8 protein-coding genes are annotated in these 13073 nt (G+C 47.0%); 6 read left to right on the top strand and 2 right to left on the bottom strand.

The window, feature by feature from the left end; genetic code table 11:
• Positions 1–143: 143 nt before the first annotated feature.
• Together FSB84_RS14450 and FSB84_RS14445 are read right to left on the bottom strand one after the other, a co-directional pair.
• Entirely contained in the window at positions 144–1328 is a 1185-nt protein-coding gene (locus tag FSB84_RS14450; RefSeq protein WP_130538654.1) for a FecR family protein, read from the bottom strand.
• An 83-nt stretch (positions 1329–1411) separates the two neighbouring features.
• Positions 1412–2026, bottom strand: coding sequence for an RNA polymerase sigma factor (locus tag FSB84_RS14445; protein ID WP_130538653.1), 615 nt, complete (start codon positions 2024–2026; stop codon positions 1412–1414).
• Between the two features lie 103 nt (positions 2027–2129).
• On the opposite strand from FSB84_RS14445, the gene FSB84_RS14440 reads away from it, so the two are divergent.
• The 6 genes from FSB84_RS14440 to FSB84_RS14415 all read left to right on the top strand — a co-directional run bounded on the left by FSB84_RS14440 (position 2130) and on the right by FSB84_RS14415 (position 13050).
• Positions 2130–2720: an RNA polymerase sigma factor gene (locus FSB84_RS14440; protein WP_130538652.1), complete on the top strand. Its 591-nt coding sequence runs from the start codon at positions 2130–2132 to the stop codon at positions 2718–2720.
• A 51-nt stretch (positions 2721–2771) separates the two neighbouring features.
• A complete protein-coding gene (locus FSB84_RS14435; RefSeq protein ID WP_130538651.1) occupies positions 2772–3953 on the top strand; it encodes a FecR family protein in 1182 nt (393 codons plus the stop codon).
• A gap of 307 nt (positions 3954–4260) precedes the next feature.
• Positions 4261–7917 (top strand): SusC/RagA family TonB-linked outer membrane protein, encoded by a 3657-nt coding sequence (locus FSB84_RS14430; protein WP_158643901.1) that lies wholly within the window; start codon positions 4261–4263, stop codon positions 7915–7917.
• An 18-nt stretch (positions 7918–7935) separates the two neighbouring features.
• Complete coding sequence (locus FSB84_RS14425) at positions 7936–9381, top strand: RagB/SusD family nutrient uptake outer membrane protein (RefSeq protein ID WP_130538649.1); 1446 nt, start codon at positions 7936–7938, stop codon at positions 9379–9381.
• Positions 9382–9467: 86 nt separating this feature from the next.
• Positions 9468–10583 carry a TlpA disulfide reductase family protein gene (locus tag FSB84_RS14420; protein WP_130538648.1) on the top strand — a complete coding sequence of 372 codons (1116 nt, stop codon included), beginning with the start codon at positions 9468–9470 and terminating at the stop codon, positions 10581–10583.
• Positions 10584–10620: 37 nt separating this feature from the next.
• The gene (locus FSB84_RS14415; protein WP_158643900.1) at positions 10621–13050 is read left to right on the top strand and encodes a thioredoxin domain-containing protein; all 2430 of its coding nucleotides are present in this window, start codon (positions 10621–10623) and stop codon (positions 13048–13050) included.
• Positions 13051–13073: the final 23 nt, after the last annotated feature.

Here is a 13073-nt window from a genome sequence, read left to right as displayed (position 1 = left end):
CACCGTCGCGTCTCGTACACGTGACGGTTTTTTTATGCTGCTTCGGTTAACGCATATTCATCGGCATTCAATGCCGTGCAAAATGATATTGACTAATAAACAACTACTTCTACAGAAGATCCCAGGTATTACATGCCTTGCATTTATGATCCGGAAATAATCAGAGTCCTTTCTTCCAACCTGGTCTTGATTCCAAACATCGTCAGGAAACGGACAACATCAGATAACTGAACGTTCCTGTCCATTTTCCCCTGAAAAACTATATCGGGTATTTTTCCTTCGTACAGAACATTGATATCATACCAGCGTTCCAGCTGGCGCATCATCAGCTGCAGGCCTTCGTTGTTGAAATCGAAGTAGCCATTCTTCCAGGCAAGCACTTTGTTGATGTCTGCATCATCGCGCAGCAATCGTTGTACCTCACGATCCGCGCGGGCCTGCTGACGCGGCTTCAATATCACCGATTGTGTGCCGGCATTCACGCGGACGGAGCCTTCAAGCAAGGTGGTAGAGATATTCGATTCATTATAATAAGCATTCACATTGAACCTGGTTCCAAGCACTTCCACTTCATTGCCATCATTCACCTTCACTTTAAAAGGCATTTTTGCATCAGCCGCTATTTCAAAATAAGCTTCACCTTCCAGTTCCACCATTCTTTGCTTCCCTCTGAACACTACAGGATAGCGGATTGAGCTCGCTGCATTGAGCCATACTTTCGAGCCATCGGGCAATACCAATTGGAATTGTCTTCCTTTGGGCGTGCTCATGATATTGTAAGCAATTTCTTCAGCTGGCTGCTCCGAAGAAGTGTAACTCAGTTTGCCATCAGTGAGCATGATCTCCGCATTCGATTCCTTTGCCACCATTCCATTGCGGAGACTGTCCAGCACCATTTTCCTTCCATCGCTCAACGTCAGTACTGCTCCATCTTTCCCTGGCGGCAGGTCATTGTGCATCGCCACAGGATCTCTGCTGACATTCCGGAACTGTAGCCAGAGGTAAGCACCTGCTGCCAGCAGCACCAATACTGCGGCAGCCACAGCAATGCGGGGAAATCTTCTGCGCATAGGAATAACAGTTCCTTTTTCTTCTTTTATCGTTGGATGGATCCGTTGCATGATCTTACCGGCAAAGGCTTTCCGGTAATCATCACTCCAGAATTCCAGGTCTGCACTCTGCTGATAACTTTCCCATAACGCTTCTTCCAGCGCCGGATCACTGGCATGTTCCTGCACCATGGAAAGGAACAGCTTCTCCTCTTCCGCAGTGATGTTACCAGTCACATACTTGTTCAACAATGCAACAAAACCTTCCTTGTCTGACATAATAGAATAATGTGATTATGGAAAACGCAACAGCTCCTGTGCTCAAAGTATAAAGACAGGATACCGGAAAAAAAGCGGCAACTCTATTGCAGGAAATTTTTTCTGCGTACGGAATCGGCCACAAACAGCAGCATGAAAAAAAGATCGCCGGAAGCATGCCTGTGCAGGAAATCCCGGATACCACTCACTGCGGACACAAGGTTCCAGCGAACAGTGCGTGTGGCAATACCCAGGGACTGCGCCACTTCATCCTGGCTCAGTCCCTGCTGGTGAATCATCCGGAAGATCATGCGCTTCTGTTCAGGCAATTGCTCAATGGCTTTTTCCAGCAATGCGCCCAGCTCCTTGTTCTCGAACTGGTCTGCCGGATTGCTGGAAACGGCCAGGGAATGCCAGGTGTCCGTAGACTCGAACGATTGCGCTCTCTTCTGAAGTCCGTTGATGAGAAAATTCCTGCTGACGATAAAAAGATATTTGTCCCAGTCCTCCACCGAACTGAGCTTTTCCCGTTTCTGCCAGATACGAAGGAAAATATCCTGGGTGGTTTCCTCGGCCGCATGCCAGGTTTTTAAGAAATGGAAAGCATGAAAGAAGACTTTTTCTGAATAGCGGAGTACCAACTGGTGGAATGCCTGTTCATCTCCTGCTGCTACACGGAGCAACAATTCCTGTGGGTTGTATTGCAGTTTGTCAGGCAATCAGCGCCAGGGTTTTGGTTCGTTCCTGCAAACTATGACAAAAAAAATTAAATGGGAAGATGATTTTTTATGTATACTTGGCTGATCAATCAAAGTGATTACAATGCAGGCAGACTGGGATGAGCAATACATAAAAGCAAGATGCTCCGGAGGCGACAGGCACGCATTCACTTTATTGTACAGTTACTATTTCAAGCCATTGTACAGGCATATCTTCCTCTTCATTCAAAACAAGGAAACCACGGAAGAGATCCTCCAGAATGTATTTGTGAAAATATGGGAAAACAGGACAGCACTGAATGAGATCGTGCATCTGAAACCATACCTGTACAGAACTGCCAGGAATATGCTGCTGAACCATCTGCGCAAGATGAACACTGAACAGAAAGTGCTCAGGATACGCAGCGTCACGGAAAGCAGTTCGGAAAATCCCATATCCGATCTTATTGACTCCAAAGACTACAAACGTTTGTTGCAGGAAGCCCTGGGGCAGCTGCCTGATAAAAGGAAAGAGATCTTTCTGTTGCGCATGGAAGAGAATTTGTCGCTGGACGAAATCGCATCGAAGCTTTCCATTTCAAAGAATGTGGTGAAGAAGCAATTATATGCCGCCATCGCTTTTATCAGGGATTATATCCATCGCCAGGGTGGCATCTCCGCCGGTCTGCTGATGGTGCTGATAAAAATGTTGTAGTTTTTTTTTCTGCTCAGGGGTCCGATCTGTTTCCTCGTGTGTCTTGGTTATATGGACCAATCTGCAAGAGCCGGTTTTATCAAAAAATTCATAACAGCCTCCTTCACTTCTGAAGAGCAGGAAGAATTTGTGAGCTGGGTAAAGCAGGCCAGCAAAGCTGAACTGGAAGCCGCCTGGCAGCTCTATACTGAACTGGATGCAGGCAATCCTGATCATGAAGCGCCGCCAATTACATTCCGTGAAGCATTGGAACGCAGGCTGGACCTGGCAGACAGGCCAGCACGGATCCACAGGTTTCGCTGGTATGCCGCAGCCGCAGTATTGGTGGCAACAGCGGGACTGGCCACTTTCTTTCTCATGAACCGGGAAGATAAACCTGCAGAGCAGGCCGCGCCCGTGGTAGCTAAAATAGATCTGCCACCTGGCGGCAATAAGGCAACACTCATACTTTCCGGCGGCAGGAGCATTGCCCTGGACGATATTCCCGCGGGAAAACTCGCCATGGAAAACGGAGTGAATATTCAGAAAAATGCCGATGGGCAATTGTTTTATTCTGTTACCGGAGAAGCAGGAAAATCAGATGAGCCCATTTACAATACCATCAGTACGCCGAAAGGCGGACAATACCAGGTAAGCCTGCCCGATGGCTCAATGGTTTGGCTCAATGCTGCATCCAGCCTGAGTTTCCCCGTGAACTTCACCGGTAAGGAAAGAAAGGTAAGTATTACAGGCGAAGCCTATTTCGATATAAAGAAAAACAAGGAGCAACCATTTGTAGTGCAATCAGGCAACCAGGAAGTGGAAGTACTGGGCACTGAATTCAATATCAACAGCTACCTGCCCGGCTCCATCAGTACTTCACTGTTGGAGGGAAGTGTGAGGGTGATCAATACGGATTCCCGTCAGCAGGTGGTGCTGCAACCCGGAAAACAAGCCGTCCTGAACAACCAGGAGATCACCACCAATGGATTCAATGCAGACAATGTTACCAGTTGGATAAGGGGATTGTTCAGTTATACCAATGCATCTCTCAATACCGTGATGAATGATTTTGAAAGATGGTACGATGTTGAAGTGGTATATGCAGGCAGTATTCCCGAATTCGATTTTACAGGAGATATTCCAAGAAAGCTAAAAGCCAGCCAGTTCCTCGAGATCATGAGCAGCTATCCGGTGAAATTCAGCCTGGAAGCAATTGGCGGCAAACAACGATTGACCGTTTCTGCCCGTTAATCATTTTACCCTCCCATAACATCATCTGCCAGTAACCAGCAGACCGAATCCTCTTTTTGTTAACCTCAAAATTCCAACGCCTCCCAATGAACGCAGAATTCACCTGAAATTCATTCATCAAAAAATGAAGCCGGAAAGTGTAGCGAGCACTCCCCGGCCTCGTTTGAGCACCATCGTTCCGCCTTTCAGCGGAAAGAACAGACTGTAATATCATTTAGTAACTCAAACTGACGCTAATTTAATGAAAATTACTGCGAATGCCGCTTCTATGACCATAAAGAAACGGCTGCTAAAACTAATGCTGGTTATGAAGTTGGTAACGTTATTCTTGATTGCAGGGTTGATGCACGCCAGCGCCAATACCATGGCCCAGAAGATCACCCTCACCGTTCAGGACCAACCCCTGGAAAAGATCCTGCAGGAAATCAAAAAGCAGAGTGGCCTGCTCTTCTTTTACAATGCTCAGGACCTTGCCAACCGAAAGGCAAGCCTTTCCGTTAAGGATGCTTCCATCGAAGAAGTGTTGCTGGAATGTTTCAAAAACCAGCCCATCACTTTCAAGAAAGTGGAAAACACGATCGTGTTGAGCAGGAAGATTGAAGGTCCTATCAGGTTGTCTATCCTCAATCCCGATAACCGTATCGTTGTTCGTGGAAGGGTGACCGATACAGATGGCAAAGCGCTGCAGGGCGCATCCGTAGAAGCTTTCCTCGATAAGGAAAAACTCTGCGGCACTGTTACCGATCCACTGGGAGTGTTTGTACTGCCAAACGTGGAGGAGAAAGCCGTGATCCGAATATCTTATACCGGATACAAACCCACGCAGATAAAAGCGCTCCGTGACCTCGGAGTTGTGCAACTGCAGGTAGAGATCAATGAACTGAATATCGTGAACATCGTGGTGAACACCGGTTATCAGACCATCTCAAAGGAAAGAAGCGCCGGCTCTTTTGCAAAACCCGATATGAAAGTGGTAGCGAACCGCTCAACCAGCATGAATATCCTGCAACGCCTGGATGGACTGGTGCCGGGGCTCACCATCAACAATGCCAGCCAGAGCCGCAATCCGATCGCCATCCGGGGACTTACCACTATCGGACTTATGACAGGACCAAACGAATACACCGGCACCAGCAGGAATCCCCTCTATGTAGTGGACGGTATTCCCATTGATGACCTCAGCAGCATCAATCCGCAGGACGTTGCAGATATTACCGTATTGAAAGATGCCACTGCCGCTTCCATTTGGGGCTCCAGGGCCGCCAATGGTGTGATTGTGATCACCTCCAAAAAAGGAAATCAGGGTGAAAAAATAAAAGTGCAGTACGATGGGTTCATCAACCTGATGGGAAAGCCTGACCTGGACTATACGCCCGTATTATCCAGCAAACAATTCATCCAAACCGTAAAGGAGACCATGAACGATGATTATTTCTTTTACAACAACTGGGCCGAGGCCACCGCATTTAGCTCCATCAGCGGAACCGGACTGCCACCGCATGAAGTGATCATGTACAACAAATATCGCGGGATCATTACAGCAGACCAGGCCAATAAAAGTCTGGACAGTCTCGCTTCCATCAACAACCTTCAGCAGATCGAAGACCTCTGGTACCGTAATGCGTTCCTGACAAACCATACCCTTTCCCTCACTGCTGGAGGAAAAGTATATTCCGTATATGGCTCGATGGCCTGGACCAATAATACTTCACCACGCCCCGGCGATAAGAACAATACCTACAAGATCAACCTCCGCCAGGATTTCAATATCAATAAATGGCTGCAGGCATATCTTGTGAGTGACCTTACCAATACCATCAGCTCCATCAAACGGAATATCTCCATCGACAACAGATTTTATCCCTACCAGCTGTTCAAAGATGAACAGGGAAATAATCTCAGCATGCCGTATATGGGTATCCTGTCTGACTCCACCAGACTGGATTACCAGGCCAGGAGCCGTATAAACCTTGATTACAACCCACTGGATGAATTCAATTACGGTTACACGAAAAGCGATAACATGCTCAATCGCGTTACTGCAGGCGTGAAAGTAACACTGCCTAAAGGATTCCGGTTCGAAGGCGTGTATGGTTATATCAAGGGAAATCAAAAGATCACTTCTTATGATGATGCCACCAGTTATCCGGTTAGAACCGAACTGGTATCGTTCACAGTGGCCCCTACCACAGCCTCCACTCCTGTTTATCATCTGCCCCAAACCGGTGGCCGGTTCGAAGTAAGAAATACCAACCAGCGCAACTGGACCATCAGGAATCAACTGATCTACGATATGAGCTGGAATAATCGCCTGCATCAACTCACCATGCTGGCCGGCCAGGAAGCGCAAAACCAACTCATTGTCAATAATGGCAGCCTGGTCAGAGGATACAATGAAGCATTGCAGACATTCGGACCAGTGGACTATGCAAGACTGGGCGGTGGCGGCCTCTTTGGCACTGTAATGCCCAATAACCTTGTTACCAGCGTATTGATGAACACACCCTTTACACAAACTGAATTCGAAAGCCGCTACACTTCTTATTATGGTAATGCAGCTTACACTTTCAACCGCCGCTACACCATCAACGGTAGCCTGAGAGCCGACAAGAGCAATCTTTTCGGGCTCGACAAATCTGCCCAGAACAGAGCTGTATGGAGCGCCGGAGCCAAATGGATGATGAGCGATGAACTCTTCATGAAAAATATCTTCTGGCTCAACAGGCTCGCACTCCGCGCAACACTGGGCATCACCGGTAACTCACCAGCCGCCGGCACCGCGGCTTCCAGGGATATCATGACGCCGCAGCCAAGCGGCTTCCTGCCGAACAATGTCGGACTGATCATTGCAACTGCCGCCAACCCCAAACTTACCTGGGAAAGCACCAATACGCTCAACTTTGGCGCAGACTTTTCTATCCTGAACAGCCGGATCAATGGTTCGGTTGATGTATACCGTAAGAAAACAAATGATCTGCTTGGCAATATGACTGTGAATCCATTCACCGGCTATGAGGCCATTACCGGGAACTTTGGAGATATGGAGAACAAGGGTATCGAAATTGCACTGAACACAGTGAATGTAGAAGGCCGTCATTTCAGCTGGAATTCCACCCTTGTACTGGGCTACAATAAGAATACCATCACCAAAATGAATACTCCTGAAGCCCTTAGTACGGGAGACCAGCTGGTAGGTGCGCAATATGTTACCGGCTATCCCGCATTCGCTCTCTTTGCCTACAGGAATGCCGGTCTCGATAATATGGGTGATCCGCTGATCATGCTGAACGACAAGACCGTTACCAAAGCACCCAATGTTGCCAATCCTGAAGACGTTGTTTTCATGGGAACTACCCAGCCCGTTTGGAATGGAGGCTTCTCCAATACTTTCCGTTATGATAATTTCACGCTTACAGCCAATGCAGTTTTCAATCTCGGACATGTAATGAGAAGAGATGTTCCTGGTGGTTCTTACGCAGGCAGGATCATCAGTCACAGCAATGTACTCAGCAAGAGTTCCAACGGCGGCTTCTATTCACAGTTACATCCGGATTTCCTCAACAGGTGGAAAAAACCAGGAGATGAAGCATTCACCAATGTGCCGGCTTACGATCCAAATTTTGCCGGAAGTATTTCGAGAAGGGATATAGCATATTATCATAGTGCCGATATTAATGTGGTAAGCGCATCCTATATCAAACTGAGAGACATTACACTTGCTTACCGGCTTCCATCCCATATTGCCGGTAAACTGCTTACTGAAAGTATCAATTTCTATGTACAGGTTTCCAATGTCATGCTGTGGAAGGCCAACAAATTTGGAATCGATCCTGAATTCCATGATGCCGTCACCGGAAACAGGATCCCTTCAACGCCCTACACAACCGATCCGTCTATCAATACTACCCCTTACCGTTCAGGTCAGGGAACTATCACCTTCGGAATGCATGTGAACTTTCAATAATCATTCAATTCTGTGTTCATGAAAAAGATCAAACATTCAATACTATATAGCTTCGGAATTGCCATGATGCTCACATCAGCAAGTTCCTGCAAAAAAGATTTCCTGGAAGTAAGCCCGAAAGGGAAACTCATTGCACAATCCACCAATGACTATGAAACATCACTCATTTCACTTGCTGTTCTGAATATGGATTCTGATGCCCAGCTTGCCCTGGGAGATGATGTGGCTTCCCTGGAACCCTATTTCTCCGGATCAACGCTGCGCATGCAAAGATTGTTCAAATGGGAAGACGTGATCTATCAGCGGGGAGAAGACAATTTTGAAATGAGGGTGACCATGAAGAATATCTATCTCTTCAATAAAGTGATCAACGAAGTGATGCAATCAACAGGCGGCACCGAAGCACAAAAAAAGATGGTGCTTGCCCAGGCAAAGACCGGAAGGGCCTGGACTTACTTTTTACTGATCAACTATTTCGGGAAACCTTATAACCCCGCAACAGCAGCAACAGACCCCGGGTTTCCCATTATCGAGAAAGCAGATGTGACCGAGAATAATTTCACCAGGGCCTCAGTTCAGGAAGTGTATGATTTTATTCTTAGCGACCTGAATTCAGCCCTTGCCGACCTTCCTGCACAGATCACCCACCGCATCAGGGTTTCCAGATCCGCAGGCGAAGGCATACTGGGAAAAGTGTTGTTGTTCATGAGGCGTTTTGATGAGGCCCTGCCACATTTCGATAATGCTTTCACCTATATGAACAATGCCGCCATCAATGTTGGATTGTACGATTACAATGTAACCTTTGCCCCCGGTGGCAGTTTCCTTCCCATCGGTTTCTTGGGCCCCAATTTCCCATTATCCCCCTCCCATGAGGAAAATATCCTTGCCAAGCAGAATGGCACCACATGGGCGTTCATCAGTAATGAAGTTCTGACCAGTCCGGAAACATATGATCTCTATGCCCCGGGAGATCTCCGCCTGAATTGTTTCAGCGCAACTGCCTATCCGGGAGGCGCATTTCCTCCCAAACTTTTAAGAAGAACGGGACCACTCAACAAGCAAATCGGTTTTACGGTACCAGACCTTTACCTGCTAAGAGCCGAAGCGAAAGCACGGGAAAATGATCTTGCCGGCGCAAAAGCTGATGTTGAATTTCTCAGGAGTAAAAGGATGCCCACCAATGTGGCTGTCCCTCCTGCAATAGCCAGTGATAAGAATGCCCTGATCAAATTCATCCTCGATGAACGCATCCGTGAATTTGCGCTGCAGGGCTACCGCTGGTTCGATATGCGCCGTTTGTCTGTTGATCCTGATTTCAGCAATACGATCGGCACCACACATACAGTGTATAATGCACAGGGAGCAGTATCCGCTACATACACCCTGAGACCAGAAAGGCTTACCCTTCGATTTGCACAGAAGGTAATAGACCTGAACCCGAAAATGGAAAACAACCCATAGTATAAACACACCGCCGCTTTATCATCCTTTTTTTATTCATTCATCCGGTCACCTGATAGCCCAGGTGGCCGGACAAAATTTCGCACATGAAAAACATCATGCTCGTATGTGCTGCAACGTTCTCCCTGTCAGCCCTGAACGCTCAGCAAAAATTCAAGGTAAGCGCCAAAATCAGTAATATCGCCTATCCTGCCAAAGCCTTCCTTACTTACAACAAGGGAGATCAAATGCAAACAGATTCCGTAGTGGTTGAGAAAGGGAAATTCACTTTCAGCGGAACCATACTGAATCCGTCCGAAGCTACCATTACCCTGAAACAATCTGATGGCAACACAGACATGTTCACACGAGATTTCCTGCAGATTTACCTGGAAAAAGGAAAGCTTGACATCAGTGGAGATAAACAAGTCAAATCAGCAATTGTGAAAGGAGGCGGTAAGGCCCAGGCTGATTTTAACAGGTTCAATGCCATCATGAAGCCATTGAATGATAAGATGGCTCCATTGAGTGAAAAGATGCGACAGTATTTCAACGAGAAGAATGATGCAGCAAGGGATTCCATCTTCCCCTTTCTGGTTGCCATCCGAAAAGACATGACTGCCACAGAAACCGAATTCATCAAAAACAATCCTGACTCATGGGTTACACTCGGTATGATGAAAGTCAGGGCCGTGATCATCGATGTACCACAATTTGAACCTTTATACAATGCAATGACCGATGAATTGAAAAATTCTGACGATGGCCGGAAGATGGCTGACAGACTTGTGATTGCCAAAAGACTGCAACCCGGACAGCCCTTCAAAAATTTTGTGATGAACGATACAGAGGGCAGACCCGTAAGTCTCGAAAGTTTCAAAGGGAAATATGTACTGGTGGATTTCTGGGCCAGCTGGTGTGGTCCCTGCAGAGCAGAAAACCCTCATGTACTCAAAGCCTACAATCAGTTCAAGGATAAGAATTTTGATGTATTGGCCATTTCGCTCGACCAGAAAAAAGATGCCTGGCTGAAAGCCATCAGGGAAGATGGCATGCCCTGGACACATGTGAGCGACCTGAAAGGGTTCGACAACGTGGCAGCTAAAGAGTATGGTATTATCGCCATCCCCCAGAACTTCCTCCTGGACCCGCAGGGGAAGATCATTGCGCAAAACCTGCGTGGAGAAAACCTTGCAAAGAAACTGGCAGAGATCATTCCATAATTCCATTTGTGATTTTGAACCTACAATAAGATTAAAAATGTTTCGAACAACAATCATCCGACCAATATTCACTGCCACCTGTTTAGTGCTGGCAGTGAACGCAACGATAGCTCAGGATTTCACTCCCGATGCAGCCCTGAAGCCCGGAATGGCCGCGCCGCCTATTGTTACGGCAAAATGGATAAAAGGGGAAGAAGTGAAATCATTCGAGAAAGGAAAAGTTTATGTGGTGGAATTCTGGGCCACCTGGTGCGGCCCCTGCCGTGGTGCCATGCCCCACTTCAGTGAAGTAGCCAACAAATACAAGGGTAAAGCCACAGTATTCAGCATCAACACTAACGAACTGGCATACTCGAAAAATAAGAATGCAGACTATATCGCCAAAGCCGGACATTTTGTGGAGCGGCTGGGCGATGGGATGGACTATGCAGTGGGCATCGACACCCGTGACACTACCATGTGGAGCACCTGGATCAAACCCACAGGATTCGAAGGCATCCCGAAAGCCTATATCATCGGCCGCGATCAGAAAATTGCATGGATCGGCCATCCGGCAGCAGTGGAAGAACCCCTGGAATTGATAGTGAACAACAAATTTGATGCTGCGGCTCAAAAACAACTGGCTGAGGATTCAAAAAACATAGGTGAAAAATATCGAGCAGTTTTCAAACCCTTCAGGAAATTATGGGACGATAAAGAATACCTGAAGATGCTACCGTATATGGACACACTGCAATCCATCAGGCCCAACCTGGCGGATTTCTATGATGGTTTGCGGTTCGAGATCTACTCCAGGAAGAATCCTGAACTGGCCGGCCAGCTGGGTGAACAATACCTGAAGAAATACCACAATGCGCCACTAACGCTGATGACCATGGCCTCCTTCGCACTCGACAGCGGCAGCGCAGTGAATTACCCCCTTGCCCTGAAAATGGCGGAACAGGTAGCTGCACGTAGTGAAACCACAGACAGGTCAGCACTGGGTCTGCTGGCAAAAGCCTGGTTCAGAAACGGAGATGCAAAGAAAGCCATCGAATTGCAGGAAGCAGCCATCCGCTCGATGGAGAACAATCAATTCCTGGACATAAAACCGGAAATGATAGAACCTTCCAGGAAATTGCTGGAAGAATACAAAGCCCAGGCAAACACTGCAGCCGGTATCCATTTCAGCACAGGAAACTGGAAAGAGATCCAGGAACTGGCGAAAAAAGAAAAGAAAGCCATTTTCATCGATGTGTACACTTCCTGGTGCGGCCCGTGTAAGAAAATGGCTGCCGAAGTATTCCCGCAACAACAGGTGGGCAATGTATTCAACGCCAATTTCATCAATTACAAAATTGATGCTGAGAAAGGAGAAGGGATTGAGCTCTCCAATAGATATAACGCTAAAGCATACCCTACTTATCTTTTCATCAACAGTGACGGGGAACTGATCTATCGCACTACCGGTTATATGCCTGCAGAAGCATTTCTCAAAGAAGCCAATATTGCCATCGCTGAAAAGAATGACCCGAAGCCCCTTGCCAGATGGATGGATGAATACAGGGCCGGCAACCGCAGCAAGGATTTCCTGCTCGGTTACCTCAAAAAAAGACAGGCAACGGAACTGCCCTGTGAAGAACTGATTGAAGAATTGTTCCCTAAACTGAATGCAACAGATCTTCAGGAAAAAGAAACATGGACAAAACTTCTCGCCTCCTATATTTCTGTACAGTATATTCCTGATGGATTTTTGTATAAATATGTAATTCAGCACCACGCTGCCATCGATAGCATCGGCGCTGCCAGGGCTCCTTCACTCTACATAATGCAGTTCGGGGTGAACAATTACATTTTGAAAAATATCGTACCCAATAAAAAAGAACAGGAACTGAACAAGGCGGAAACCTGTATGAAGCAGATGGCTACCCTGCTTAAGAGTCCTGATAAAGAAGTCATCTACCGGAAAGTGAAACTGGATTACTATTCGAAGAATTATGATGCGAAAAAATTCAATGCGGCAGTTACAAATTATGTAGAGAATGGTCTTTTCAAAAGAGATCCCTATCAAATGATCGCAGAGAACAAACCCAAATTCGACAAATACATGGAGCCCTATCTTTCCGGGAAGGAGGATTCCACAAAGGTTGCCAACTGGGACATGATGAAAGATATCATGCGTTTGGGAGATGCTGTTAACTGGGCATATTTTCTGCGAGATGCTGCAGAGACCGTTTATATGAACCCTGCAGACAAAGCGATGCTTCAACGCGGACTGGCCTGGGCAAAGAAAGCCAGGGATATTTTCTCTCACTTCTCCACCGAAGGCGTATATGCCGGACTATTGTTCAAAAATGGAAAACAGAACGAAGCAGTGAAGATCTATGAACAGGAACTGGTAAAATTACCTTCCGTGAAAACTGAACTTTTTGAAGCTAACACGGCCCAGCTGAAGGCCGGTAAAGCGCCGAAGAGTCTTTGGAAATAAGCAGCAATAAAAGGGCTGACCCA

The sequence above is a fragment of the Pseudobacter ginsenosidimutans genome (genome assembly GCF_007970185.1).
Lineage (GTDB): Bacteria > Bacteroidota > Bacteroidia > Chitinophagales > Chitinophagaceae > Pseudobacter > Pseudobacter ginsenosidimutans.
This window is presented reverse-complemented; position numbering and strand designations above follow the sequence as displayed.

Excerpts from the sequence above, each read along its gene's own strand:
- FSB84_RS14450 (WP_130538654.1), bottom strand. The coding sequence starts at position 1,328 with ATGTCAGACAAGGAAGGTTTTGTTGCATTGTTGAACAAGTATGTGACT.
- FSB84_RS14440 (WP_130538652.1), top strand. The coding sequence starts at position 2,130 with ATGCAGGCAGACTGGGATGAGCAATACATAAAAGCAAGATGCTCCGGA.
- FSB84_RS14435 (WP_130538651.1), top strand. The coding sequence starts at position 2,772 with ATGGACCAATCTGCAAGAGCCGGTTTTATCAAAAAATTCATAACAGCC.
- FSB84_RS14430 (WP_158643901.1), top strand. The coding sequence starts at position 4,261 with ATGAAGTTGGTAACGTTATTCTTGATTGCAGGGTTGATGCACGCCAGC.
- FSB84_RS14425 (WP_130538649.1), top strand. The coding sequence starts at position 7,936 with ATGAAAAAGATCAAACATTCAATACTATATAGCTTCGGAATTGCCATG.
- FSB84_RS14420 (WP_130538648.1), top strand. The coding sequence starts at position 9,468 with ATGAAAAACATCATGCTCGTATGTGCTGCAACGTTCTCCCTGTCAGCC.
- FSB84_RS14415 (WP_158643900.1), top strand. The coding sequence starts at position 10,621 with ATGTTTCGAACAACAATCATCCGACCAATATTCACTGCCACCTGTTTA.